A 26545-nucleotide genomic window follows, 5' to 3' on the forward strand; every position below is an offset into this window, starting at 1 on the left:
TCCTTAACGAATCATGACTGTTGCATTTCCTGCTGTAATAATGATAGTAATAGCTAAGAAAAACATTAGACTTACTGCAGCTAAGGCAGCGAACACATATAGCATCGTTTTACCTATCGTTTGCAGACATGCCGCAATGGGCGAGTCTCCTAGCGGCTGCATGATGGCTCCAGATAAATGATAGATTAAGGCCAGCGCCACAATTTTTATCGCTGGAAAAGCACAGATGACGAGTAATATCGTTACGCCAGCTATACCCACCGCATTTTTTGCGACAAGTGATGCAGATATAATCGTATCTGCAGCATCAGAGAACATTTTTCCGACGACCGGAACAAAATTACCTGTCACGAATTTCGCCGTTCTGAGTGCGACGCCGTCTGTTATTGAGCTTGTTGCGCCTTGGACAGATATGACACCTAGAAATACCGTTAACAATATACCAAGCACGGTAACTGCGATATTTCTTAGCATATTCGCAAGCTGAGTAAGCTTAAATCGATCCGTTATAGCACTGACGATATGAAGCACCGCCGAAAAGAATAGCAAGGGAAACACGACGAGATAGATCAATGATCCGACCATGTGAATCATAAAGATGATGAGCGGATGCATAACGGACACTGTAACCACTCCACCCATCGAAGCGAGCAGCGTCAGTAGAAGCGGTACCATCGCAAGCATAAAGGTGATCATCTTCTCGATTGCTTCCTTCGCGAAATCCATTGCCACCATAAAGCTGTTAATGGCGATCGTTACGAGTACGATAAAAATGATCGAGTAGGCGATTTTACTAATCGACTTCTTCTCAAAGGCTGACTGCAGCGTCTCCAGCATCATACTGAATATGGAGAGCATGACGATAATGAGTAAAAGCTTACCGTTATATATAATTTCCTCTAGAAAAAACCTGATAAAGCCTTTAATAATCCCCCAGCCACTGAAGGCACTCTGCTGATCGTCCGTAAACATCATGTCCGTAATAGACGGCAGCTCCTGTCCTGGAAAGTACTGCGCATATTCTCTACCAAGGTCATTCCAATATTGCTCGATGGAGTCAGTTTCAAGCGCGTCTACCTGCTGTTGAATCCACTTGCTGCTCATATCCTGTGCCCCTTCCGCTTCGGGAGAGGAAGCTTCAGCAGCAACGGTTGGCCATTGCAGCAAAATAAACAATAGGAGGAGGCTTTTCCAGATCAACTGCTTCATTTACAACCTCCTAGCTGCTTCCGAGCGGCAGAAGCGAAAGCAAAGTTTCGATAATGACATTGATAATTGGAATAGCCAGCACGAGTATAAAAATTTTACCGGCGAATTCAATTTTGGAAGCGATGCTTTCCTGCCCAGCATCTCGCACCATTTGTGCGCCGAACTCTGCCACATAGGCAATACCGATGATTTTCAATATTGTTTTCAGATAAACATCAGGGATGCCTGATCGATTGGCGAGCTCATTAATGACTTCAATGACTGCACCGATCTTTCCGATGACGAGTAGAAATAAAAAGACACCAGTAAATAGTGTAATAAGAAATGCAAACTGCGGCTTTTGCTCTCTGACGATAATGACGAGCAGCGCAGCGATTATGCCTATGCCTACGATTTGGATGATTTCCACTGCATTCACCTACTGGAATAAAAAGATCGATTTTATCTCCTGAAAAAGCTGAGCAATGACATCTATGACCATAAATATTCCGATCACAAAGCCTAGTAACGTAATCCAATGAGCAATATCTTCCTTACCCATCTGCTTCAACACCGTATGCATGATCGCAATAATAATTCCAACGCCGGCAATTTGAAATATTGCTGTAATCTCCATATTTACCCTCCAACCCTCTATACCATCAAGATGACGATTAATATCGCGCCCAATGTACCAAGGCTTCGCCACATATTGGCGTAACGCTGCTGCTCCATCACTGCCTGCTCCTCTTCACTCTTCAATTGAAGCTGTGCAAGCTGTAGATGCTTCTGCTGATCCTCAGCATCGCTCATCCCAAGCACCGTCCCCATTCTAAGCAACACATCCTTTTCACGCTGCCTCAGAGCTGTATGCCCCCATACGTTTTCTATGGTTTGCTGCCAGGCTTCCTGCATCGATAGCTCCTTGGAGTCCTCGAGAAGCTGAGCGGTCTCCGTAAAAATTTTACTTAGCGGCTGTTCCATTCCTTCACTGCTTTTAATAAGGGCCGTCGGTAAAAAGGTTTGTCCATAATTAATTTCTGTTTCAAGCCTTTGCAGTGAGTAGATAAGTAGACGAAGCTGCTTGCTTCGATTTACATAGGATGCTGCTTGTACAAATCCTATCGCTGTACCTGCTAATATAATGAGTACAGCACCGAAAAGCTTAAGCATGACTGAGGTCTGTACGATCATTCGGCATGATACGCATGCAATTCACCTCGCTTTTCTAAGAGCCTGCTTTCTTCGTTAATGAGAAAAATCCATGGTTTTGCCGATTCTGCTCCAGCATTCGATCGACAGATATGATCCGGTGCATAAAGCCTTGTTCATTACGCTTTAGCTCGACAACGCTGCCAAATGCTCTTTCCTGGAGCAGCGTTCTAATTTCACTTCGACCAAACGCTTCTTGAATATTGTAGGCATGAGCTGTAGCGATAACCTTTACACCGCAATGTGCTGCCTCGCGAATGGCGACAGCATCCTCAACTCTCCCGATCTCATCCACAATGATTACCTCAGGAGACATGGAACGCAGGAGCATCATCATTCCTTCTGCTTTTGGACATGCATCCATCACGTCTGTTCTTGGACCGACGTCAAAGGAAGGAATCCCTCTGACGCAAGCTGCAATTTCTGAGCGTTCATCTACAATCGCCACTTTCATCGCATGCTTTCGATAATCTCCATAGCTTAACGCTCTGGCCAGATCTCGCAGAAGCGTCGTCTTCCCTTGCTGTGGAGGCGAAATAATAAGTGTGGATTGCAAGCTATCAGAGGGGCCTCCGAATAGCTTAGGTAGTAGCTGCTTAGATGCACCAAGAACCTCTCTCGCTATTCGTATATTAAAACCACCGATATCTCGGATGCCTCGAACATGCCCACCCTCCAAAATCGTTCGGCCTGCAATACCAATCCGATGACCTCCCGCAATGGTGATGTAGCCTCTTCGCAGCTCCTCCTCCATTGCGTATAGGGAGTAATTCGTAATTCTCTCAAGAAGCTTTCGGCATTGCTCTTGTGTTGGATGATAGGCTTGTCTAGAATCGAGTACCGTTTTCCCCTTCTCTGTAACATAATGAAAGCTGCCGTGATGTGAAATTTCTAATGGGCGATTCTCTCGAATTCTAATTTCCTCCAAGCTATTTTTAATATGCTGCGATAGCTGATTGACAATAGTCTTCAATTCATATGGCAAAATGTGAATGATATGGTCTAGCATAGCTCGGAGTCACTCCTTGAATTTTGCTGTTGACGATACAAGTCTATGCTTGTCTTTCCGAAAATATCCCAAAATTTTATTGAATGATAGCTTACTAGATGAAAATTACAGCTCTCTCAAAATGAGCACCTGCCTAGCTTTATTTGCATAACGTACTTAATGTATCCAAGAAAGAAGGTCTACGTATGCGAGTTCAGGTCATTTCGAATGCAAGCAACGTGCATCAAGCACAATTAATTGGAAAAACTGCAATTGTTATTGATGTGATGAGAACGGCGTCAACGATCATCGCTGCTATAGAGGCTGGTGCCAGGTGCGTACTGCCGGTAGAGACCATTATGGAGGCAAAAGCAATTGCGAAGAGTAGTGATCTATTAGGGGGAGAACGGTTCTGTAAGCGTATCTCCGGATTTGATCTTGGAAATTCACCAAACGAATATCGCAATTCTATTGTATGCGATAAACGTATCATTCTTACGACAACGGATGGAACACGAGCGATCATCCGCTCGATGCGTGCAGCAGAATTGTTTATTGCTAGCTTAACGAACGCAGATGCATGTATCGATGCTGCTATGCAAACGGAAAGAGATCTTGTTTTAATATGTGCAGGTAGTCAGGATCAATTTACTTTGGAGGATGGTTTTTGTGCGGGGGCATTAATTGCTAAGCTACAGAAGGATTATTCAAATAGCCCGCTTAGCATGAATGATTTTGGGTATGCCATGCTATCACTATATGAGCATACAAAGCATCAACAAACAACTACGCTGAGGAACGGTTTTTCTGGAAAGCATTTGCAAGCCATCGGTTTAGAAGCTGACATTAACGATTGTATCCAGATCAATCGAACAACGGTCGTTCCATATCTTCATAACGGTGCCATTGTTTCATATCCAGTTAACACTTAAAAGTTAATTTCTAAAACAAAAAACCCGTCCTCTACTAGGAAAGCTCCCTAGCATGGACGGGTCTTTGTATAATGAACAAATGATTACCGACGTTCAGAAGGACCGCCAACGAATACTTGCTCATTGGCATCAAGGCCATATGCTGAGTGTAATGCAACGACAACCTCGTTAAGTTTGTCGGATGCGATCACACAAGATACTTTAATTTCAGATGTACTTACCATATTAATACTTACACCTAGTGAAGAAATAGTAGAGAACATCTTAGCCGCAACGCCAGGATTGCTGACCATACCTGCTCCAACAATGGATACTTTTACTAGATTACCCTCAGAGATTACTTCCTGATAAGGTACCTTATCTTTTAGGCCCTCAATGACAGTCAATGCATTTTCCTTCACATCTCCAGCTACTGTAAACGCAAAGTCAGCTTTACCGTTTTGCACACCGCTTTGTACAATAATATCAACATCAATGCCATTATCAGCAAGTGCACCAAACACGTTGGCAAGTACACCAGGAATATCTTCAACGCCAATGATTGTAATTCTTGCTACGTTTTTCTCAAAGGCTATGCCACGAACCGCTACGCCCTGTTCCATAACCGCTTCCTCCTTCACGCTAGTACCTACGTTGTTCGTAAAGCTTGAACGAACGACCAATTGAACATTATGATGCTTTGCATACTCTACTGCACGTGGATGCAGCACTGCCGCACCAAGATGGGCAAGCTCAAGCATTTCATCATAAGAGATCTCATTAAGCTTACGTGCATTTTTAACGACGCGTGGGTCAGTTGTATATACACCATCAACATCGGTATAAATTTCACACAGATCTGCACCAATAGCTGCAGCAAGAGCAACAGCCGTTGTATCAGAGCCACCACGACCTAAAGTAGTAATTTCTCCATCTTCACTAGCACCCTGAAAACCAGCTACAACAGCAACATGACCAGAATCTAGCGCGCTAATTAAGCGATCAGGCTGTATATCGGCAATCTTAGCTTTGCCGTGCACTGAATCTGTTTTCATACCTGCTTGCCAACCAGTGAAGGACATCGCCTTGCCACCAGCAGCTTGTATTGTCATAGACAATAACGCAATTGAAATTTGCTCACCCACTGTTAAAAGCATATCCATTTCACGAGCCGTTGGATTTGGATTTAACGTTTTTGATTGATCAATTAGATCATCTGTCGTATCTCCCATAGCAGATACAACTACAACAATTTTATTACCTTCCTGTTGTCTATCAATGATTCGTTGTGCAACACGTTGCATTCTCTCTGGAGTTCCTACAGAACTACCACCGAATTTCATCACGATCAAAGACAAAGCTGCTCACTCCCAACCTTGACATATGCATACGGTTATATATTATATCACCCATTGCTGCAAAAGAATACTGCTACATATAAAAAAGCCGCTTGAGTTGTTCAAGCAGCTTCTAGATCATTTAAGCACGTGAGATGTATTTACCTTCACGTGTATCGATCAGTAATACATCGTCTTCGTTAATGAACAATGGAACTTGAACGTTAAGACCTGTTTCTACCTTCGCGTTTTTCGTAGCACCCTGTGCAGTGTTACCTTTAACACCTGGTTCAGTCTCGATAACTTTCAACTCAACGTTGTTAGGCAGTTGGATACCAAGAATTTCACCTTGATAGCTTGTAATATTAACGTTCATATTTTCCTTCAAGAAGTTAAGCTCCCATTCAAGCTGTTCTTCCGATAGAGTAAACTGATCGTAAGTTTCGTTATCCATAAATGTATATTCATTACCAGCGCTGTACAAATATTGAACTTCACGATTTTCAATCATTGCGCGGCTCAATGTTTCACCAGCACGGAATGTTTTTTCCACTGTGTTACCGTTACGAAGATTTTTAAGTTTAGAGCGTACAAACGCTGCACCTTTACCAGGCTTTACGTGCTGAAACTCTAATACTGTAAAAATGTCTCCATCAAATTCAATTGTCAAACCCGTTTTAAAATCGTTTACTGAAATCATTAATGATTCCCTCCTGAGAATAAGTTCCAAATCACAGAAGAATAAGCTCTTTCGGCGATGAGGTTAATATTTGATTGCCGGTTTGAGTAATTACGATATCATCCTCGATTCTCACTCCACCAAAACCAGGGAGATAAATACCAGGCTCTACTGTAACCGTCATTCCGGGTGTTAACAATGTATCGCTCAAGCGAGATAGCCGCGGTGCTTCATGGATTTCCATCCCTATACCGTGACCTGTACTATGTCCAAATCGATCACCATAACCGTAGTTTGTAATGATGTCTCTGCAACATGCATCTGCTTCTAGCCCTGTCATGCCTGCCTTGATATGTTCAAGTGCATAAAGCTGTGCCTCAAGTACAATATTATAAATCTCGAGGTGCTTCTGCGTGGGTTGGCCTACGAAAACAGTTCTCGTAATATCAGAGCAATAGCCTTTATAATATGCGCCAAAATCAAGCTTTACGAATTCATTATTGCCAATTACACGTTCACTCGCAACACCGTGAGGTAAGGCCGAACGCTCTCCAGAGGCAACAATCGTATCAAATGACGTGCTTGTCGCACCATTAGCGCGCATAAACATTTCGATTTCAAGAGCAATATCCAGCTCTCTTACGCCCGGTTTTATGTAGTTTAAGATATGGGCGAAGGTTTGATCAGCAAGTGTAGCTGCTTCTTGAATAACGCTAATTTCCTGATCATCTTTAATCTCACGAAGCTGCTCCACAAGACCTGAAGTTCCGACTAGCTCCACTCCATGAAAAGCTGCTTCATAGCGTTTATACTGAGCGAAGGAAACGATATCCTGCTCAAACGCAACACGAGTAATACCATGCTTACCGAATAAGCTTTTCAGCTCATCGAAAGGCTGCGTTGCATATATACTTACCTGGAAGCCAGCTGCCTGATCTACCGCTTGTGTTTCGTAGCGAAAGTCAGTCAGCAAATAGCTTTGCTCTAAAGTAATAAGCAAAGTGCCTGCCGAGCCGGTAAATCCGCTTAAATAGCGGCGATTGATGGGGCTGTCGATGATGATTGCTTCAAGCTGCTTTTCCGAAAGCATTTGTTGCAGCTTCTCTACTCTATTCATTATCATCTTAATCCCTTCTTTCGAATAACTTCAATTCTACTGCTCAAGCTGAGCAATTAGTGCTTGTAGCGCTAACCAATAACCTGTTGGCCCAAATCCTGCAATTTGTCCAATTGCAATCGGAGCAACAACGGAATGGTGTCTGAAGGCCTCTCTTTTATGTATATTCGAAAGGTGTACCTCTACTACGGGAAGTGATACTGCTTGAAGTGCATCCCGAATCGCATAGCTATAATGCGTCCAAGCACCAGGATTAATAATAATTCCGGCTGCTTGACCATGTGCAGCGTGTATACGATCGATCATTTCACCTTCATGATTAGTTTGGAAAAAGTTAAGCTGCACGCCTAGCTCCTTAGCCTTTTGCGTCAGCATTTCTTCAATTGCAGAAAGCGATTGACTGCCGTAAACGCCTGGCTCGCGAATGCCCAGCATATTCAAATTCGGTCCATTAAGCACTTCGATTCGATGCATGTCCAGCACCTCCCAACTTGCATATCTTAGCTCATACGATAAGCCTTTGACATTTTACCACAATCCATGCAGTTTGAGAAGTGCAAGTTCAAGCTTACGTAGAGCTAGCAGGCTCACGTGAAGCTTCATCTGTAAATTCGAAAGCTATCGAATAGCCTATGAACATCCCCCAAATAATAAAGAAGCAAAAATCTGTTGCGGCGATTGTAAATGTAACGTTCGTTGTGAGCTTCGTAAAGCCAAGTATAGGCCCAAGACCGAAAAGCAATCCCCACCATCCAAGTCCATACCATATACCAGGCCATGGTCCTTCCAGCGTTCTAAAGAACCACATATAAATAAATGATGCAAGCATCGAAAAGATGATAAAGGATATCGTACCAACCGTATGAGCGAATGGCGTATTCAGCTGATCTTCTGCAATCCACATCTTAATTAGAAATGCTGCAGGCTGGTTGGTGAAATTACAATAGTACGCAATTAGCCTTAAAGCTCCCCATATGAGTCCTGCAAAAAAACCGATTTTCAAGGCAAATGGAAGCGGCTTTGTCACACCTGTTTGCTGCAAATTTTTAAAGATAAATTTATTCATTACGAATATGGCCTCCCTTCATTCTTATAGCAAGCTGTAATGGTAGTATAAACAAGATGCGCTAGCCTTATCCGTGTCGTTGGCTTTCCATCTGCCATAAAATCAAGTACAATAAAGCTATAGAAGCGAAAGCAAGCATTAAGGGGAAGGAGATTTATACTTGTCAGACAATTCTCGTAATATATATGGTGGTCAAGCTGTTATTGAAGGGGTTATGTTCGCCGGAAAAACAGTCAACGTTACTGCTGTTCGACGCAAAAATAATGAAATAGAATATCTCGAAGTACCTAAAACGACGATACCTTGGGTACAAAAGCTCAAAAAGATACCTTTAGTACGAGGTGTCGTAGGCATAGTTGAATCCAGTGCGAAGGGCTCCGTGCATCTTAACTTCTCTGCAGATAAATACGCTGAGGACGAGATGGAGGATATGACCGAGGAGGAACGCAACAAGGAGCTTGAGAAGGCAAAGAAAAAAGAAGGAAAATGGGATTTGACGATGATTTTCAGCGTAGCTGCCATCGGGGTGCTTTCCTTTATTTTCGGTAAGCTGATTTTCACTGCAGCACCTGCTGCGGTAGAGGAGCTGCTATTCAGTAATCTTTTTACGAATAAAGTTGCTCATAATTTACTTGAAGGACTTATCAAAATTATTTTTCTACTTGTTTATTTATACCTAATGACACTAACACCGATTATTAAACGGTTGTTTCAATACCATGGTGCCGAGCATAAAGTCATCTCAGCTTATGAAGCTGGAGTTGAGCTTACTGTAGAAAATGTGCAGCGCTTCAGCAGACTGCATTATCGCTGCGGCTCAAGCTTTATTATTTTCACGGTCATTATCGGTGTAGTCATCTATTCCATGCCATTCTTTACTTGGGATTCCATCTGGGAACGGATATGGATTCGTATTGTACTACTGCCAGTTGTATTAGGTGTTTCCTATGAGGTACTACGTGCGACGAATGCTGTACGTGATATTCCTGTTTTACGCTTTCTAGGCTTTCCTGGTCTTTGGCTACAGCTGTTAACAACAAAAGAGCCACAAAATGATCAAGTCGAAGTATCAATTGCTTCATTTAATCGTATGCTAGAATTAGAAAAGCAAAATGCTAACGGTACGATTCAACCATCGTAAGGAAAGGAGCAACGCAGCATGAGATCCAAAGTGATCAGCTACATTGTCCTAACACTGATAGCTTTACTGATATTGATTGGTATTATCCAAACATGGCAGGATAACAAAATGTTTATCATTATTCCAATCGTGCTATTCGGATTAATCTTTTACTTCCTTAAACGGCCTCCTGCTTTCCTTAGCAAAGAGTCAAAAACTCGCGGTACGTATCAAAGCGCCGTAAGACAAAGCAAAGCAAAAAAGGAGCGCCCTCGTTCAAAAACGGTACCTTTTAAAGTCATTGAGGGCGGAAGAGACGATAGCGACACACCACGTTACCACTAAAAGCATCAGCCTTCACAGCAAAAAGCCGAGCGATTGTATCGCTCGGCTTTTTGCTGCAATTAAGTCTATGACTACCTATGCCATTATTCTGTATCCATTTCCTTACGAATTTGCTGCAGCTCTTCCAATCTCGTAGCATCTCTTCGGAAATATTCTACTAAAGATTCAATACATGTAATAGAGTCCCAGCTTAAATGATGCTCGATGCCTTCAACATCATGATATATATTTTCATCCTGTACACCAATCGTTGTTAAAAAAGCCTCTAGCAGCTGATGTCGTTCCATCAACCGTTTGCCCATTTTCTTACCTTTGGGTGTTAAAATCAATCCACGATACTTCTCATAGATTAAATAATTATCCTTGTCTAGCTTCTGAATCATCTTGGTCACAGAAGAAGGATGTACGGACAAACCTTCTGCAATATCCGATACACGAGCATATCCTTTTTCTTCCATAAGCTTATAAATTCGTTCCAAGTAGTCTTCCATGCTCGGAGTGGGCATTGAAGAACCCCCCATCATTGCTTCATCACCGTTGTGTTGGTGTCACTTGATCTATCATACACTTATACTGTATAAAACTGCAACTTTTTGTAGGAAAAAGCTGGATACTGTAACCAGTTAAACGCTCCGGAACAAAGAGTTCTGACACTCGCGTTTAAAACCTGATTCATAAAACTTATAAATTGTTGAATCAGGTCTTAAAGGCGAGCCACTTCGTTTTCCAGATTCTCTTTCTTCCTCCGCTGAGGGTCAGCTTCATTGAGACACCCACAATTACCCCACCAATCCTGCTTTGCTTGAGCAAAGCAAGACTCACACAGCTTCCCTGTACTCACTCACTCAAGCTCTACATCAAGCGGAGCAGCGGTGCTTGGCGGAAAAGCGCCAGCGGGCGGCCTTGTTCGAGGATTTTTACCACTCGGTATAAGTTTAAAAAAATCCGAGAACAAAAGCCGCTTGGAGCCAAGCAACGATGCGCAGCGTATGTGTAAACAAAACAAAATGCTCCAGCGAATTACATATGTAAGCTTCTTTGCTTATTGCTACGTTCGAGCAAAGCACCACATCCTAGAACTTCAGCCATTCCGGTGTAATCATATTTAGCCAAACCGTAATTCTCGTCATCTGATCCGTAAACAGTAAAATCCCCATTAGAATCATAACTGCCCCGCCTATTTTCATTACACGTGCCGAATACTTTAACAGCCAACGAGCTTGCCCCAAGAAGAATGCCATAACGAAGAATGGAATAGCAAAGCCTAGCGAATAAGCCGTCGTTAACGAGAACCAAGTGCCAGGCTCTACTGCCGCCATACTGATAATAGCCGCAAGCGCTGGCCCCATACATGGTGTCCATCCAGCAGAAAACCCGATTCCAAAAAGATACGAGCCAAGGTAGCTTGTCTTTTTAGGAATCAAGTTAAATCTTGTATCCTTTAAAAGTAGCTGTGGTTGAAAAATTCCAAGAAGAAAAAGTCCCATTAAAACGACTAAAATTGCTGACAGCATTCGGATTAGATCCTGATACTCGCTAAAAAACTCACTGAATGCATTTGTACCATAGCCTAAAGCGTAATAGATCGTACTAAAGCCTAGTATAAAAAAGAATGTATGACTAACCATTAGCCAACGGCTTTTTCTGTTCTTTTCTGTATTGGTTAATTCAGCTACCGATATCCCCGTAATGTAAGACAGGTAGGACGGATAGAGCGGCAAGCAGCATGGAGAGATAAACGAGGCAACTCCAGCTGCCAAGGCAATCCATAGCGTGATCTCATTCACTTCGTTCACCTCATATCTACATAATTAGGCAATACGTGAAAAAATATTTCGACCGAGTAAAATAAGCAGCAAAAATGCGATCAGCACTAACACAATCGTGCCTCCAGCCGCCAAATTCCAAACCCCAGCGATTAGTAATCCGCATATCACTGCAACTTCACCTACAAGCACAACGATCATAATACTTTGCTTAAAGCTTTTTGCAAGCAACAGACTGCAAGCAGCAGGTATCGTCAATAATGCGGAGACCAGTAATCCGCCGACAATTTTAATCGAAATGCTAATAACTAACGCAGTTAGTACACTAATAAGTATATTGTAATAGCTGACAGGCATTCCACTAACTGAGGCAGCTTCTTCGTCAAATGTAATAAGAAACAGACCATGCAAATGCTTTCCTACAATTAATAGAACGGCCACCGTAACGCCCAGCATCGTCCACAGATCAATTGGTGTTAACGTATAAATAAATCCGAATAAAAAGCTATTTGCATCCATGCTTAAATCTCTGCCTAGAGTGAAGAATATAGATGCAAGCGCAATTCCTCCAGACATAATAATAGCCAATGAAAGCTCGGCATATGATTTATACGATTTACGTAATTTTTCAATCGCAAAGGATGCAAGCAATGCAAAGATAAGACCGAACAATATTGGGAAATCACCGATAACAAACCCTAAGGCGACTCCAGCAATTGCCGCATGGCTTAACGTATCACCGATCATGGACAGTCTTCGCAATACTAGGAAAATGCCCATTAACGGAGCAGTAATACCTATCAGCATTCCTCCAATTAATGCACGCTGAAAAAAACCACTCATAATTATGTCCAAGCGCTTAACCTTCTTTCTGACTTTCCATCTGAGAGCGTAAATGCTTCAGACTATGTGCTAAATTGTCTTCAATACAATCTTGTGTTTCATGGGAATGTCTTATATAGAAGTTCAGCTTCCCTGCAGTTGAAGCGGGGCTTTCACCTAAGTAGCCTTTTATCATTTCCATATCATGCGAGACCATTAAAAACGTCATATTATGATGCTGGTGCATATGTTTAATCATATGAAAGAAGCTTTCCTGCGTTTCATAGTCAATGCCAACGGTCGGCTCATCTAGTATAAGCAGCGACGGGGTATTAATAAGTGCACGAGCTAGAAATACACGCTGCTGTTGTCCCCCAGAAAGCTGACCGATTCGTTTTTCAGCAAGATCCTCTACTCCCATCGCCATAAGTGCATCATCACACTTCTGGTAGTCCTCGCGTGAATGACGTCCGAACCATTTACGCTTTCCTGACAGTCCCGACAAGACAACCTCTTTCACAGTCGCTGGAAACAAAGGATTAAGATTGTTTCTTTGAGGTACGTAGCCGATTCGATCCCACGCCTTAAATTGTGAGATCGGTTCACCGAACAACCTAACCTCGCCAGACGTCGGCTTGAGTAATCCAACGATGATTCGAAGCATCGTCGTTTTACCAGCACCATTGGTTCCGATTAATCCAATAAAATCCCGTTCCATAACGCTAAAGCTAACATTCTTAAATACATCACGCTGCTGATAGGAGAAAGAAACCGAATCGACGGTTATAATGTCGCGATGACATGCCTCTGTTCCTATATTCATAACATCCTCCTTCACAGCAAAACGGAGCTTCTATAAGCAAGCTCCGTAGCCATTCCACTTTCCAATATATCTATTGTAATGCTTCAACTATATTTTGCAAGTTTTGTTCCATTAAAGTGAGGTAGTTCTCACCCGCTTGCTCCTGCTTCGTCGTTAAGCCTTCCAATGAATAAATGACATTCGTATCAACCTTAGCCTCGGAAGCTAGCATTTTAGCTAAATTATCTGAAACAAGCTCTTCGAAAAATATTACCTTAACACCTTGCTCCTTCACAAGCTCTGCAATGCGCTTAATATCCTGAGCACGAGGCTCTGCACTTGGTGATAAGCCCATAATAGAGATTTGCTCCAAATTGTAATCTCTTGCTACATAACCAAATGACTGATGGGAAACGACGATCGTGCGTCTTTCTACTTGTGCTAGCTGTTCCTCATATTTTGTATCTAGCTCAATAATATCGGATTTTAGCTTTTCATAATTTTGCTCGTATGCTTCTGCATGCTCTGTGTCTACTTCCACTAAACTATTTTTTATATTTTCTGCTAGAATTAAAGCAGATTTGGGTGAAACCCAAGTATGAGGATCTAATCCATGGCTATGGCTGTGACTATGACCGTGATCGTGATCATGCTCTTCAGCTGCTTCCTCACCGGCATCATGGTCATGTTCTTCATGCTCATCTAATGTAGCTTCTGCATGTGTATGGCTATCCTCATCTGCAGTCGTGTCAATCAATTCTATGCCTGTGCTGACTTCCTTTACATCGACATTGCTGTCTTGCTCAAGTCCTTGCTTAAAATTATCAATCCAGGTTTCAAGTCCAACACCATGATAGAGTAATAGATCGGCTTTCGATGCGGTTAACAAATCCTTGCTCTTAGGAGACCAATCATGTGGTTCGATTCCCGTTGCAATTAAATTTGTAACTTTTACATGTTCTCCGCCTATTGCAGATGTCATATAATAGATGGGATAAAAGCTGGTTACGACACTAATCTTGTTATCCTGTGCATCCTGTGCAGCTTCTGGCTCGTTATTTCCACATGCTGTCATAAGAACAAGGATCATAATGATGAGAAATGATAAAGCTTTGTTTTTTACGTTTCTCTTTTTCACGGTTCTCTTCTCCTAATTTTCATCTCTAATAGTAATCGTTACTATTACGATTTTGATTATATTCTCTCTTAATCGTAATGTCAACTATTAAGATTAAAAAAATGAGTATACTGCCAGCTTTGGCAATATACTCATTTTTCATACTTTTTCTTATTTTACGATTGCACCGTTAGGCATGCTATCGGGAACCGTTGCAAGCGTTAGCTGATCATCCTTCGATGCAGCTAAAATCATACCTTGAGACAGCTCGCCACGAAGCTTAACTGGCTTCAAATTGGTAACACAAATCACTTTTTTACCAACTAGCTCTTCAGGCTTATAAAACTTAGCAATACCTGAGACAACCTGTCTATGCTCATAGCCAAGATCAAGCTGCAGCTTTAATAGCTTATCAGCTTTAGGCACAGGCTCAGCTGCTAACACTTGAGCGACACGAAGCTCGACCTTAGAAAAGTCCTCAATGCCAATTTCATCTTTTAGATCATCTGGCTTAGCTTCTAGCTCTGGCGCTGACGATTTTTGACCACCACTCATGGACTCTGCGATAAAAGTAACCTCTTCCTCAACATCAAGGCGTGGGAAGATCGGTGCAGACTTAACAACCTTCGTGCCACTTGGAATCGTACTATAGCTTCCGATTGTATCCCAAGAGGTTGACACACCCTCTGCAATACCAAGCTGCTCCCAAATTTGACGTGGTGCATGAGTAAGGAACGGCTGTAGCATAATGCTGATCGAACGAAGTGATTCTGCAAGATGATTCATTACAGATGCAAGCTGGTCGCGCTGCTCTTCATCCTTAGCAAGCGTCCATGGCTGTGTTTCATCGATGTACTTATTGGTACGGCTAACGAATTGCCAAATTGCCGTCAAGGCAACGGAAAACTCCATGTTCTCCATCGCAGTCTCAACCTGTAACAAGGTTTGCTTTGCAAATTTCTCAAGCTCAGCATCAAAGGCAGTCGAAGCTGTAATCGATGTTGGAATAACTCCATCAAAATACTTCTCGATCATCGCAATGGTACGGTTGAGAAGATTCCCAAGGTCATTTGCAAGATCAAAATTAATACGCTCAACAAAATTCTCAGGTGTGAATGCACCATCTGAACCAAATGGCACCTCACGCAGCAAGTAGTAACGAAGCGCATCCAAGCCGTAGCGATCAATTAATACAACCGGATCAACAACGGTGCCCTTGGACTTCGACATTTTCCCTTCCTTCGTCAAAAGCCAGCCGTGAGCGAATACTTTTTTAGGAAGCGGAAGTCCTAATGCCATCAGCATAATTGGCCAGTAAATCGTATGGAAGCGTACGATTTCCTTACCAACCAGATGCACATCAGCTGCCCAATATTTCTCAAACATTTGCTGTTTTTCTTCATCACCATAGCCAATGGCTGTAATGTAATTCGTTAACGCATCAATCCAAACATAGATGACATGCTTCGGATCATTCGGAACTTTAATGCCCCAATCGAACGTCGTACGTGAAACAGCTAAGTCCTCTAGGCCCGGCTTAATGAAGTTGTTAATCATCTCGTTACGACGGGATTCTGGCTGAATAAATTCAGGATGCTCTTCATAATGCTTCAGTAAGCGGTCTGCATATTTGCTCATACGGAAGAAGTAGCTTTCCTCCTTAACAAGCTCAACTGGGCGTCCACAGTCTGGACAGTTTCCATCCTGCAGCTGGCGCTCAAGGAAGAAGGATTCACAAGGTGTACAGTACCAGCCTTCGTAAGTTCCTTTATAGATATCGTCTTGATCTAGCAGCTGCTGAAAAATTTTCGCAACGACCGTTTTATGACGATCCTCTGTTGTACGAATGAAGTCATCGTTGGAGATTTCAAGCTTCTTCCAAAGCTCTTGTATCCCTTTAACGATATCATCAACAAACTGCTTAGGCGTTTGACCTTTCTCTTGTGCCTTGCGTTCAATTTTTTGACCATGCTCATCCGTACCTGTTAAGTACCATACATCATAGCCACGCAGACGCTTATAACGTGCAGTCGCATCCCCTGCTACTGTTGTGTAAGCATGACCAATATGCAGCTTATCACTTGGATAGTAAATTGGTGTCGTAATGTAAAAGCTTTTGTTATGGCTCATCATAACCCCTCCTTATTTTTAAATACAAAAAACTCCCGTCCAACATGGGACGAGAGTTTAACTCACGTGGTACCACCCAATTTCCAAGACACTGCAAAGCTGCAGCGCTTGCTCATTACACCGATAGGTATTGTCTTTAACGCAGACCTACGCTTTTCCCTTACAACCTATGCTCGAAAAAAGTGCCTCCAAGACCATCTTCCATTAGCATTGCCCGTCGGCTTCCACCAAGCACCGTACTCTCTATACGGCTCCTCTAATGTACTCATCTCTTCATTGGCTCATGATATAAATTAAATATAAAAAATATGTGTATGAAAGTCAAGTCAGGCACATAACTAGTTGTTATGTTCTTGCTTAGTCTTAGGCTCTGGTACGTAATCTATTCCACCTGGATGAAAAGGATGGCATTTACAGATTCGCTTAATCGTCAGCCACGAGCCTGCGAGCACACCATGCTTGTCGATCGCCTCAAGTCCATAAGCCGAGCAAGTTGGATAAAAGCGGCACGTTGGTGGCTTTAACGGCGATATAAACCGGCGATAGCCATAGATAGGTGCCTTTGCCAGCTTTGCTGCAAGCGAGGAAGCGTTAGGTTTACTCACCTTACTGCTCTCCTTCTTGCAAGGCACATGCCTTACATTGACCGAAGACTTCAAATTTATGACGCATCACTTTAAAATCTGCTGGGACGTCCGTTTGCTCCATCGGACAGAACTTGATTGGATACGTTGCACCACAATCCAGGCAAATCATATGGTGATGGTGATCATGCTCACGGCAATGGATTTTGAATTTAACGCCATCCTCAAACATCACCTGTTCAATAACACCTAGCTCCTCCATCACCCTCAGATTGCGGTATACCGTATCAAAGCTAAGACCAGCATACGTTTTTCCCATATAATCATAAACATCCTTGGGGGATAGATAGCCCTTCGTCTCAAAAAATAATTTTGCTAACGTTTTCCGTTGATCTGTTACTCTTAAGCCTTGCGATGACATAAGAGAAACAATTTCTTCTATCGTCTGCATAACGGTTCCTCCATCAAAATTCACGTTATATTCTATCATTAACAAAAAGCTCTCTAATTAGAAAGAGAGCTTAGCCATTAATATACATATTGCTGATGAAAGTCGCACTCATCGCTACGAATAATATAGCAGTTGCTACAATAAAGCTGTTGCGAATTATTTTAAGCTTTTTGTTACGGCTAGAATCGCCGGGTGACGTAGCAGACATCATTACAGCACGATGCATAAAAAGCGTAACAATAAACGAAGCGACAAAAAAGATATTAATAACAAACCATGCGGCTGTTAAGTTCATAATGCCACCTCCGTCTATTGCACATACCATACATTAATGATTACGATAAATACGATAGAGCTAACGATCGCACCCGCAAAGCTGAACCAACCTGTACGGAAGCGCTGTTGAAACATCTTTAATATCCCAAAGCTAAGCAAACCAAAAATAAGCAAAATAAAAACGACTGCAAGTATAAAAAAGTCCGCTGATACAGCACTAACATCTACGACTGACAATGTGTACACTCCCTCACATTACGTATGACAATCACTAGACATTATACTAGATCATGACTTTAATAGCTAGTTTTGAATGTGATGCTCATAAAATTTTCTTGACCTTGGTCTTTTCATTAGACGAATATACAGCTCACCGTTTACTAGCTTGGCTCGACAATTCCTTGCTTTTACGAGCCTTGGCAGCTTAATCATCTCAATCGTTTCATCTGGCAATCCTTCAATCCGTACATAATCCTCACGAATATAAAGCCTTATATCCTCGATATTGGTATGAGCTGGCAGCTCATATAGCACATCAAGATACTCTTTTCCTTCTTTAAATCGATAGTTTTTTAGAGCGGATCGCTCTTCATTCGAGCCAGACTTCATATTATTAAAAAACTGCTCTACGAATGGTATATCCTTTAATGCCTCCATACTTTTTTCAAAGTTTGTTGTCGTTAACCATTTCTGCAATTCAGACCAATTATTCATTTCCTCACCTTCTTTTGATTAATGTTTATATAGCATATGCATGTCGCTTGAAGTGGGCACCTAACCTTCAAACATTGTCACCACTAGGCATTTGATGCATAGACTACTATAAAATGTGGAAAGCAGGTGAGGCTATGCCAGCCTTTGTAGGATTCGTCAATATCGTCAGTAACGGTTCTGGAGGAGTGGTTCAATTCGGAGATGCGGTTGGAGTCACACCTAATAGTGCGTCAAAAACATTTGCAGGAGCTGGTTCATTTATAACAGGAAGCCTAGCGAACTCCAATTCGGGGATGAGTGCAACGAATACGCTCGATAATGAAATTGATTCGAACCTGGGAGGAGCTTCTTCATAATGTTTAATGTACAGCAGCATATCTATGTTGGAACGATACGAATTGAATCGGTAAGTAATAGCTCGATGCTTCAAATTGGTACATCTGGCGGGATAAATGCTGCCTCCTATGTAACGGGGCAGCCGATTCCCGGTTCAACATACGACGAATTTGAACCTGAAGATTTTTTCAGTCCCTCACTTGTACCTTTGCCGAATCCAAATTAATACAGAAGGGCTCTGATTGATATGTACAACTCTGATCCTCCTTCTAATCCGCTTCATGCTTGGCAGCAGTGGGCCATTCGCATAGAACAACGCATGCAAGAGCAGCAGCAGACGATTGAAAGACTGGAGCATGAGCTACAACGAATCAAACAGCAGCTTGCCATGCAAGAGCATTCTTCACCGATATATCATGTAGAAAAAATCGAATATCATTTTGATCAATTAAAGGTGGATACATTAGAAGGCTCATTGCAAATTGGATTATCCACTAGCAATCCCGAGCAATTGCCGATGATGATCGAGGACTTTGTCATGCAGCAGCAGAACGCCAATGCTGCACCACCTTTCCCCTACAATACCAACGGCAACGATTCAGCTAATCCATCATTCAAAAGATCAACACCGAGCTCACCACGTGATGTAGCCAAGCCCAATACAAGATTAAAGAACCGACTGCATCAACAATATGCTGCGGGTTCAGCAGAGCCAAAAAACAAACGACAGTCTGCAGTAGAGAATGATGATACGTCGTCAAGTGATGGGCAGCTCATTAATACATGCATCGAGCATATACGCTTGTCGCTTCAACAGCGCTTCGACTCTTACATTGACAGACAGAGCTCCCTGCTTCAGCTCGACATCAATGAAGAACATAAAAAGCTTATTATCGAAGACCTGGATAGACAGCTTACAGCTCGTGTTCATTATTATTTTGATGTGCAGCAAAGCAAAAACGAGAGTATAGAAATTGAAGAGCTCCAGCAGCAATTAATTAAGCTCACCCTCGCTGACATTGAAAGTGCGATCGATCAATATTTGTATCGATTAAGTCAAGAAAATAAGGAGTAGATCATTATTATGAATATTCATATTCATCATCAACAGCTAAAGGTCGGGGCGATCGATGTGCTCGACTTGTCCGCAAGCTCTAATTTACAAATTGGGGACAACGATCAAGTGATGCTTTATTCAACACTTGAGACACCGCAGTCTGGCATTCAGATTGGACCTTTCCCTTCATTAAACAGGAGTGTGAAGAATGGACATAAGAGAAACATCAAATAGAGTCAGCACACATTCATTTTCATGCACTGACGCCTTAATGGAGGAGCTATGAGTAAGGATACGATTGTTAATGTAAAGCTATTAAATGTTTTAAGTAATTCAACCAGCTCTATCATTCAAGTAGGAGATCGTGATCATAGCTATTTATACAATCAATCGATGTCCATTGAGCGTAATCGTTCGGTCTATGGAGCCGATGAGCCTCTATTTGAGCACTATTCTCTATTTACTAGGCCTGTAGTTGAACTGGAATCACTGCTGCCACAGGGAAAAACAGAGCACGCTTATATGGCACAGCTCGCCCCGCTTCCCAATCAACTTCATACAATTGAGGTTGACACGATAAAGGTGATATCAAACTCTCAAGCAGGCAATATTCAGCTTGGCAATGGCCGAAGACTAGTTGCTGAAAACCGGCAAAAGGCAATAATCCAATACGTATTACCTAATAAAAGGGATGCGAACCAATAGCATGTATGGTTCGCATCCCTTATTACTTATAACCGCTTCAGTTCTTTATATTTAGCAGCGTACTTGCAGACAGATTGAACAAGTGTCGCATGCGACCATGTAAGTGGTGCAACAGATAACGGACTCCCATCGAAGGGGTTCAGCTGTTCAGGTAGAATACCACTCGGCAGCGCATGCTTAGTCACCCATTCGAGTGTGCGCTTCGGACTTTCCAGATCTGCTAGACTAGCAGCTGTTTGAATCTCAAAATTCGCAACCCAAAGCGTACAAATAATCCAAGGATTGCCTGGAATACGATCAATATCACTCGTTTGCTGGAAGTAATAATCGTTTTTGTAGCGTGCAATTCCGCCAATTTCTGTTTTCACTCTTAAGCCTTGCTTTATTGACTTCATCGTTTTTTGCACGCGCTCATCATCAACGGCCAATACTCCAAAATCCAGCACTCCAAACATACTGCTTTCCAGCGTCATATCCTTTACCCACTTGCCATCCTTATAAATCAAGCCTCGAGCAAATCTTCCTGCTTCCTCATTCCATAAATGCTCCAGCATTCCTTGCTTCATTCTCTCTGCAGTGCGGCGATAATGATCGCTTCGCTCGTAATCACCGAACAAATCCGTGAAATTAGCTGCTGCCATTAATCCGCCATACACACTTGCAACAGTGTATGTCCATATGCCGTAACGCTCTTCCCATAGATCATAGCTTGGCTTAGGGAGATTCAGCTCAGGCTCTATAAAGCTGCTTAGGAAATTAGCCGCGTGACGAATAAGCTTCGAATATAAGCCTTGAGGAAGCTCAATAATTTGATGTCTAGTGTAATCCTGCCATAAAGCAAATAACACAAGTGCAGTTTCATCCTCTTGAATAGGCAGTCTTTCACTCCCTTGAACGATGAATGGATGCCAGCTGGAGCCAACGGTGCCGTCAGGATTATACTTGTGGTTCAAATAACCTTCACTAGTAATGGCATTGGCACAGAAGGTGAAGAATGGGGCAATCATGCTTTGATACCCTGCTAGTGACATCGCATCAGCAACAAGTGCGCCATCTCGTGGCCACATATAGCTGTAATGATCACGATTGTACTGCAGAATATCAGTATCGTTCGCTGCAGTTATCGCGCCATGCTCATCCGTCTGTGTTCGAACGATCAGTAGGCTGAGCTTAAACAGCTTCGCAACCTGTGGAGGCAGGTCGCCCAGATCGGATTCAGCACGCTCCAGCCAGTGGCGCCAATATACTACGACACGGCTAAGCAAACGTTCTGGATGATGCTCCCTTACATAGTGATCGAGCTCCTTTACCTTATCAAGGTTTTGTGCAATCGACATCCAGTAAAATACTGTTTTTTCATTCTCGCCGTCTACCGTAGTTTTTAGACACAGTGTACTGTCTACTGAGCCTTGTGCAATGCCGTTACCCATCAGCACGCCATCCTCTGCGTCTCTCCACGTGCCTTCCGCCGTATTGAATCGTTTCACCCCTGTGGAGTACTGCACGATTCCTCCCTCATCCGTTAAGCCGTTAAACATAAAGTAGTTCGACCTTTTATAATGAACGATGGTCTGATTATCAGGGTAATACAGTGCGGTATCACCAACCTCTGTTCCTTCAATCATCAAATCCTGATGAAAGAACAGCCTGACTTCGCGTGCTTTATCTCGGTGGTTACGTATCGTGATCTGCTTTAGATATATGCATTCCCTCTGATGAATACCATCGTTGATCTGAAGCTCGATCCCCAGTCGATCATGCCTAGCACGAATATTTGTAACAAGAGAATCCTCTACATAATCTAGCTCAAACTTCCATTCCGAGTGATCGAGCCAGCTAAACTCTCCCTGCACCCAAATCCCGACTCTGCAATAATGTCCCCCGACATGATTTAATTGACCTACATATGGATAATAAATATCGCGAATAAAGCCATGCTGATCCATATTTATGAGCATTTTACCGTTGCCAATGACCAAGTGACGAGCCATACAGACTTTCCCCCAATTCTTATGATATAAGCTGTTCGTACAATGTCTTGTATTGCTTCGCGGAGCTGCTCCAGCTGTAATCAACACGGGAGCCATTATCTACAATGCGCTGCCATACCTCAGCATCTTGATAGATGCGGACAGCACGTTGAACAGTAACCAAATACTCGTGTGCATTGTAATTGGCAAATGTAAACCCGCTACCCTCTGCTGTGAATTCATTGTAGGGTAGGACGGTATCCTTCAGTCCTCCTGTTTCACGTACAATAGGGACAGTTCGATATTGCAGAGAAATTAACTGACTAAGCCCGCATGGCTCAAATCTCGATGGCATCGCAAACATATCAGCTCCTGCATAGATACGGCTTGCGACTCGATCACTGTATCCAAGCCAAAACCGAAACTTCGTTGGATGGCGAAGTGAGGCCTCATAGAAGTAGCGCTCATACTTTTCATCGCCCGCTCCAAGCACAATCATTTGCACATTGTCCTGTAGCAGTTCATCGAGCGTAGCAATGACCAGATCAAGCCCTTTCTGCTCGACTAATCGAGATACTAAGCCAATCAATGGAATCGTCTCATCAACTGGCAAAGACATCTCCTCCTGCAGATCGAGCTTATTTTTACGCTTGCGTTGCAAGGAATGACGATAAGGTAGCTTAATATGAGGATCATTCATTGGATTAAAAATAGAGGTATCAATGCCGTTAACAATGCCAATTAGATCTTCTTTACGATAACTGAGCAAGGAATCCATACGCTCGCCATAATATGCGGTTTGAATCTCTAATGCATACGTCGGACTTACCGTTGTTAGCTTATCTGCGAACTGCACTCCTGCTTTCAAGCAGCTAGCATCACCGTAGAACTCCAACCCTACTGCCGTAAACCATTCGTCACCAGCTCCTAGCAGCTCCTTCAATTGTTCGATTCCGTAAATCCCTTGATACATCAAATTGTGAATTGTAAACACACTCTTTGCCTTCGCCCAGTATTCATGATCCGCAAAACGCTGCTTTAATAAAAATGGTATAAGTCCGGTCTGCCAATCGTTGCAATGAACAAGCTGAAAGGTTTGCTCATAATAGAATGCAGCTGCTAATACAGCAACACTAAAAAATACGAATCTTTCCGCATCATCCCCATAGCCATACAAGCCACCGCGTTTGAAATAATACTCATTGTCGATCAAATAATAGGTGATGCCGTCAAGCTCACCCTTCCACAGGCCGACATACTGATTACGCCAGCCAAATCCGACCTCAAAATTGGCGATTTGAGTAAAATGCTGCAATACTTCATCCTTAATTAGTCCGTATTTGGGCATGACGACAGATACATTGACCGACAGCTCCTTAAGTGCCTTCGGAAGAGCTCCTGCCACATCAGCAAGTCCGCCTGTTTTGGCAATGGGTACAGCCTCGGATGTTGCAAACAGTACATTCATCCACACTGCCCTCCTATTCTTATCTCTATAGCCGCTACGCAGTACACGGCAGTTATTGCTAGGAATACGTTTCGAGTCAATTGATGACTTTCATATCATGCGCTAGATGACCTTTCTTTTCCCTGCCAAGTATGGGCCTGAGCTTACGCCCTTCACTTCACGATTCTCCTCAAGGACAACGTCCTTATCGAAAATGCTGCATTTTACTGTACTGTTCGGTAGTATGATTCCGTTCTGCATAATGATGCTATCCTCCACAACAGCCCCTGGGTGAACATGTACTCCTCTGAATAGGATGCTGTTATGCACCTTCCCTTCGATGAGGCAACCATTTGCAATAATCGATCGTGACACATCAGCATTATTCGTATATCGTGCTGGCGGCCCATCCTTTACTTTCGTATAAATAGGCGCAGGCTCAGTAAATAAACTACGCCAAACTTCAGGCTCAAGCAGCTTCATACTATTGCCATAGTAGCTATTTATCGTATTGACAATAGCGAGAAAGCCATCATGTACATAGCCATAAACGTTAAGCTCGTTCAGTCTAGAGAAAATTGCATGGCGAACCAAATGATCCTGCCCCTTCGCTAGCGATGTCTCAACCAGGTCCATTAGAAGCTCCTTCTTCATGAGGTACATTTCCATATTGTAATGATCACTAACCATTCTGCCGTAGGAATCTTGAATTTCCGTGATCAGCCCATTTTCATCCATTCGAACCTTTCTTGCTTTTCCAAGCACTGGCTCCGTACTATGAGAGCAGACGACGCTAATATCTGCCTGTTTAGCAATATGCTGCTCAAGCACTCTGCGATAATCTATATTGCATACCATATGACTTCTTGTAATTAATACGTATTCCGGTGCTGACCGTAAAAAATAGTCTCGATTTTGATAAAAATGAAACAAATCCCCTCTGCTTAGCTCCTGTACATCGTCTGTAATGGGAGGCAAAACAAACAAACCGCTCTTTCTATGCTGCAGATCCCAGCTCTTCCCGCTACCTATATGATCCATTAATGAGCGGTAACGTTGATGAACAAAGATACCAACCTCACCAATGCCCGAGTTAACCATATTGGATAAAGTGAAATCTATTAATCGGTAGCGAGAGCCGAATGGAACAGTAGCAGTGCAGCGCCCGTGTGTTAATTTATCCAGTTCATCTGTTTCATGGATAAGATTGATAACACCCATAATTTTTTGCTTATTCATTTATTCCACCCCCATTAAATTCTCTCGCGCTTTTACATGCTCTCCAACAGGAATAACGGTTATCTCTTTGCTATCCGGGGAGCCGATTACGGCATGATCCTCAATAATCGCTCCATCTCCGATGATGGCTCGGTGGATTTGGACATGCTTGCCAATCTTCACTCTTGGCATAATGACAGACTCCGTTACCGTCGAATGCTCGCCCAAGCTTACTCCATAAAATAGAACGGAACGATTAATGTCTCCTTCTATTAAGCAGCCTTCTGAGACTAGACTGGATGTAATGCTTGCATTTGCTGCGATAAATTGTGCAGGTTGATTCGGATTAACGGAGTAAATTCGCCACTGCGGGTCGCCTAGATCAAGTGAAGGTTGATCCTCTAGCAAGTCCATATTCGCTTCCCACAGGCTGTCAATCGTACCGACATCCTTCCAATATCCGTCATAGATATAGCAATTTAGCAGCAAATTATCGTTCATCATAGCTGGAATGACATCCTTGCCAAAATCATTCGTGGACATCGGATTATTCTCATCCGCAATTAAATAGCTTTTTAGTATTTTCCAATCGAAGATATAGACACCCATCGAAGCGAGATTGCTCGTAGGAATTTTTGGTTTCTCTTCGAATCCAGTAATATGGTTATGTTCATCGATATGCATCAGCCCAAAGCGACTGGCTTCCTTCCAATCCACTTCGATGCCAGCAATGGTGACAGCTGCATTCCTCTCCTTATGATGCTGCAGCATTAGCTCATAGTCCATTTTATAGATATGATCACCTGAGATAACGAGCACATATTCTGGTTCGTAGCGTTCAATGTAGGGGATATTTTGATAGATAGCATTTGCCGTTCCTTTATACCAAACTCCTCCTGCTTTTTGCATATATGGAGGTAATATCGTCATACCGCCGTCTCTTCGATCTAAGCCCCAAGGCGAGCCTATTCCTAAATATCGATTCAGCTCGAGCGGTTGGTATTGAGTAAGGACACCTACCGTATCCAATCCTGAATGCACACAGTTGCTTAAGGTAAAGTCAATGATCCGATATTTCCCACCAAAATATACGGCTGGCTTAGCCAAATCCTTTGTCAGCACACCTAATCGTTTTCCCTCCCCACCAGCCAACAGCATTGCGATCATTTCTTTACGAACCATGAACA

General features: G+C 42.8%; 33 protein-coding genes and 1 other annotated feature. Of the genes, 8 read left to right on the plus strand and 25 right to left on the minus strand.

Annotated elements, in window-relative coordinates; all coding sequences use genetic code 11:
• Positions 1 to 3 precede the first annotated feature (3 nt).
• Genes spoIIIAE through spoIIIAA form a run of 5 tightly spaced genes read right to left on the minus strand, consistent with a single transcriptional unit; the run spans position 4 to position 3409 of the window.
• Entirely contained in the window at positions 4 to 1209 is a 1206-nt protein-coding gene (gene spoIIIAE / locus M3180_RS07545) for a stage III sporulation protein AE (RefSeq protein WP_251666692.1), read from the minus strand.
• Between the two features lie 10 nt (positions 1210 to 1219).
• The gene (spoIIIAD, locus tag M3180_RS07550) at positions 1220 to 1618 is read right to left on the minus strand and encodes a stage III sporulation protein AD (protein ID WP_251666693.1); all 399 of its coding nucleotides are present in this window, start codon (positions 1616 to 1618) and stop codon (positions 1220 to 1222) included.
• A 9-nt stretch (positions 1619 to 1627) separates the two neighbouring features.
• Positions 1628 to 1825 (minus strand): stage III sporulation protein AC, encoded by a 198-nt coding sequence (gene spoIIIAC / locus M3180_RS07555; RefSeq protein ID WP_251666694.1) that lies wholly within the window; start codon positions 1823 to 1825, stop codon positions 1628 to 1630.
• A gap of 17 nt (positions 1826 to 1842) precedes the next feature.
• A complete protein-coding gene (gene spoIIIAB / locus M3180_RS07560; protein WP_251666695.1) occupies positions 1843 to 2382 on the minus strand; it encodes a stage III sporulation protein SpoIIIAB in 540 nt (179 codons plus the stop codon).
• A 34-nt stretch (positions 2383 to 2416) separates the two neighbouring features.
• Positions 2417 to 3409, minus strand: coding sequence for a stage III sporulation protein AA (gene spoIIIAA, locus M3180_RS07565; protein ID WP_251666696.1), 993 nt, complete (start codon positions 3407 to 3409; stop codon positions 2417 to 2419).
• A gap of 185 nt (positions 3410 to 3594) precedes the next feature.
• On the opposite strand from spoIIIAA, the gene M3180_RS07570 reads away from it, so the two are divergent.
• Complete coding sequence (locus M3180_RS07570; RefSeq protein WP_251666697.1) at positions 3595 to 4320, plus strand: 2-phosphosulfolactate phosphatase; 726 nt, start codon at positions 3595 to 3597, stop codon at positions 4318 to 4320.
• 83 nt (positions 4321 to 4403) lie between these two features.
• Here the strand turns inward: M3180_RS07570 and M3180_RS07575 are convergent, their stop codons facing one another.
• The 5 genes from M3180_RS07575 to M3180_RS07595 form a co-directional block, all read right to left on the minus strand.
• Positions 4404 to 5657 carry an aspartate kinase gene (locus tag M3180_RS07575; protein ID WP_251666698.1) on the minus strand — a complete coding sequence of 418 codons (1254 nt, stop codon included), beginning with the start codon at positions 5655 to 5657 and terminating at the stop codon, positions 4404 to 4406.
• Positions 5658 to 5778: 121 nt separating this feature from the next.
• Complete coding sequence (efp, locus tag M3180_RS07580; RefSeq protein WP_251666699.1) at positions 5779 to 6336, minus strand: elongation factor P; 558 nt, start codon at positions 6334 to 6336, stop codon at positions 5779 to 5781.
• Between the two features lie 31 nt (positions 6337 to 6367).
• A complete protein-coding gene (locus tag M3180_RS07585; RefSeq protein WP_285855650.1) occupies positions 6368 to 7438 on the minus strand; it encodes a M24 family metallopeptidase in 1071 nt (356 codons plus the stop codon).
• Positions 7439 to 7468: 30 nt separating this feature from the next.
• Positions 7469 to 7906: a type II 3-dehydroquinate dehydratase gene (gene aroQ / locus M3180_RS07590; protein WP_251666700.1), complete on the minus strand. Its 438-nt coding sequence runs from the start codon at positions 7904 to 7906 to the stop codon at positions 7469 to 7471.
• A gap of 94 nt (positions 7907 to 8000) precedes the next feature.
• Positions 8001 to 8498, minus strand: a complete 498-nt coding sequence (locus tag M3180_RS07595; RefSeq protein ID WP_251666701.1) for a YqhR family membrane protein — start codon at positions 8496 to 8498, stop codon at positions 8001 to 8003.
• Between the two features lie 214 nt (positions 8499 to 8712).
• On the opposite strand from M3180_RS07595, the gene M3180_RS07600 reads away from it, so the two are divergent.
• Together M3180_RS07600 and M3180_RS07605 are read left to right on the plus strand one after the other, a co-directional pair.
• Positions 8713 to 9639: a DUF1385 domain-containing protein gene (locus tag M3180_RS07600; RefSeq protein ID WP_432806912.1), complete on the plus strand. Its 927-nt coding sequence runs from the start codon at positions 8713 to 8715 to the stop codon at positions 9637 to 9639.
• Between the two features lie 18 nt (positions 9640 to 9657).
• On the plus strand, positions 9658 to 9963 hold the full coding sequence (locus tag M3180_RS07605; RefSeq protein ID WP_251666703.1) for a hypothetical protein: 306 nt from the start codon (positions 9658 to 9660) through the stop codon (positions 9961 to 9963).
• A gap of 83 nt (positions 9964 to 10046) precedes the next feature.
• Here the strand turns inward: M3180_RS07605 and mntR are convergent, their stop codons facing one another.
• From mntR to M3180_RS07660, 11 genes are all read right to left on the minus strand, one after another.
• Entirely contained in the window at positions 10047 to 10469 is a 423-nt protein-coding gene (mntR, locus tag M3180_RS07610; protein WP_251666704.1) for a transcriptional regulator MntR, read from the minus strand.
• A 567-nt stretch (positions 10470 to 11036) separates the two neighbouring features.
• Positions 11037 to 11750, minus strand: coding sequence for a cytochrome c biogenesis CcdA family protein (locus tag M3180_RS07615; RefSeq protein ID WP_251666705.1), 714 nt, complete (start codon positions 11748 to 11750; stop codon positions 11037 to 11039).
• A gap of 24 nt (positions 11751 to 11774) precedes the next feature.
• Entirely contained in the window at positions 11775 to 12584 is an 810-nt protein-coding gene (locus M3180_RS07620; protein ID WP_251666706.1) for a metal ABC transporter permease, read from the minus strand.
• Positions 12585 to 12588: 4 nt separating this feature from the next.
• Positions 12589 to 13374, minus strand: a complete 786-nt coding sequence (locus M3180_RS07625; RefSeq protein ID WP_251666707.1) for a metal ABC transporter ATP-binding protein — start codon at positions 13372 to 13374, stop codon at positions 12589 to 12591.
• Positions 13375 to 13444: 70 nt separating this feature from the next.
• The gene (locus M3180_RS07630; RefSeq protein ID WP_251666708.1) at positions 13445 to 14491 is read right to left on the minus strand and encodes a metal ABC transporter substrate-binding protein; all 1047 of its coding nucleotides are present in this window, start codon (positions 14489 to 14491) and stop codon (positions 13445 to 13447) included.
• Between the two features lie 150 nt (positions 14492 to 14641).
• Positions 14642 to 16603, minus strand: coding sequence for a methionine--tRNA ligase (metG, locus tag M3180_RS07635; protein ID WP_251666709.1), 1962 nt, complete (start codon positions 16601 to 16603; stop codon positions 14642 to 14644).
• A gap of 39 nt (positions 16604 to 16642) precedes the next feature.
• Positions 16643 to 16886: a binding site (T-box leader), on the minus strand.
• A 52-nt stretch (positions 16887 to 16938) separates the two neighbouring features.
• Positions 16939 to 17205, minus strand: coding sequence for a membrane protein insertion efficiency factor YidD (gene yidD, locus M3180_RS07640; protein ID WP_251666710.1), 267 nt, complete (start codon positions 17203 to 17205; stop codon positions 16939 to 16941).
• A gap of 1 nt (position 17206) precedes the next feature.
• A complete protein-coding gene (locus tag M3180_RS07645; RefSeq protein WP_251666711.1) occupies positions 17207 to 17635 on the minus strand; it encodes a Fur family transcriptional regulator in 429 nt (142 codons plus the stop codon).
• A gap of 70 nt (positions 17636 to 17705) precedes the next feature.
• Positions 17706 to 17930: a hypothetical protein gene (locus M3180_RS07650; RefSeq protein WP_251666712.1), complete on the minus strand. Its 225-nt coding sequence runs from the start codon at positions 17928 to 17930 to the stop codon at positions 17706 to 17708.
• Positions 17931 to 17944: 14 nt separating this feature from the next.
• Positions 17945 to 18148 carry a hypothetical protein gene (locus M3180_RS07655; RefSeq protein ID WP_251666713.1) on the minus strand — a complete coding sequence of 68 codons (204 nt, stop codon included), beginning with the start codon at positions 18146 to 18148 and terminating at the stop codon, positions 17945 to 17947.
• 66 nt (positions 18149 to 18214) lie between these two features.
• Entirely contained in the window at positions 18215 to 18625 is a 411-nt protein-coding gene (locus M3180_RS07660) for an Hsp20/alpha crystallin family protein (RefSeq protein WP_251666714.1), read from the minus strand.
• A 134-nt stretch (positions 18626 to 18759) separates the two neighbouring features.
• On the opposite strand from M3180_RS07660, the gene M3180_RS07665 reads away from it, so the two are divergent.
• Genes M3180_RS07665 through M3180_RS07685 form a run of 5 tightly spaced genes read left to right on the plus strand, consistent with a single transcriptional unit; the run spans position 18760 to position 20723 of the window.
• Entirely contained in the window at positions 18760 to 18981 is a 222-nt protein-coding gene (locus tag M3180_RS07665) for a spore germination protein (protein ID WP_251666715.1), read from the plus strand.
• A complete protein-coding gene (locus tag M3180_RS07670; protein ID WP_251666716.1) occupies positions 18981 to 19187 on the plus strand; it encodes a spore germination protein GerPB in 207 nt (68 codons plus the stop codon). The genes M3180_RS07665 and M3180_RS07670 overlap by 1 nt, the downstream gene beginning before the upstream one ends.
• Before the next feature lie 21 nt (positions 19188 to 19208).
• Complete coding sequence (gerPC, locus tag M3180_RS07675; protein ID WP_251666717.1) at positions 19209 to 20036, plus strand: spore germination protein GerPC; 828 nt, start codon at positions 19209 to 19211, stop codon at positions 20034 to 20036.
• A gap of 9 nt (positions 20037 to 20045) precedes the next feature.
• Positions 20046 to 20252 carry a spore gernimation protein GerPD gene (locus M3180_RS07680; RefSeq protein WP_251666718.1) on the plus strand — a complete coding sequence of 69 codons (207 nt, stop codon included), beginning with the start codon at positions 20046 to 20048 and terminating at the stop codon, positions 20250 to 20252.
• Between the two features lie 48 nt (positions 20253 to 20300).
• Positions 20301 to 20723: a spore germination protein GerPE gene (locus M3180_RS07685; RefSeq protein WP_251666719.1), complete on the plus strand. Its 423-nt coding sequence runs from the start codon at positions 20301 to 20303 to the stop codon at positions 20721 to 20723.
• Between the two features lie 26 nt (positions 20724 to 20749).
• Here the strand turns inward: M3180_RS07685 and M3180_RS07690 are convergent, their stop codons facing one another.
• From M3180_RS07690 to M3180_RS07705, 4 genes are all read right to left on the minus strand, one after another.
• Positions 20750 to 22714, minus strand: coding sequence for a glycoside hydrolase family 15 protein (locus M3180_RS07690; protein WP_251666720.1), 1965 nt, complete (start codon positions 22712 to 22714; stop codon positions 20750 to 20752).
• Between the two features lie 19 nt (positions 22715 to 22733).
• Positions 22734 to 24161: a glycogen synthase GlgA gene (gene glgA, locus M3180_RS07695; RefSeq protein WP_251666721.1), complete on the minus strand. Its 1428-nt coding sequence runs from the start codon at positions 24159 to 24161 to the stop codon at positions 22734 to 22736.
• A 102-nt stretch (positions 24162 to 24263) separates the two neighbouring features.
• The gene (gene glgD, locus M3180_RS07700) at positions 24264 to 25379 is read right to left on the minus strand and encodes a glucose-1-phosphate adenylyltransferase subunit GlgD (protein WP_251666722.1); all 1116 of its coding nucleotides are present in this window, start codon (positions 25377 to 25379) and stop codon (positions 24264 to 24266) included.
• The gene (locus M3180_RS07705) at positions 25380 to 26540 is read right to left on the minus strand and encodes a glucose-1-phosphate adenylyltransferase (RefSeq protein WP_251666723.1); all 1161 of its coding nucleotides are present in this window, start codon (positions 26538 to 26540) and stop codon (positions 25380 to 25382) included. It lies immediately after the preceding gene.
• Positions 26541 to 26545 lie beyond the last annotated feature (5 nt).

Source organism: Paenibacillus camelliae (assembly GCF_023715345.1).
GTDB classification, from domain to species: Bacteria; Bacillota; Bacilli; order Paenibacillales; family Paenibacillaceae; genus Pristimantibacillus; species Pristimantibacillus camelliae.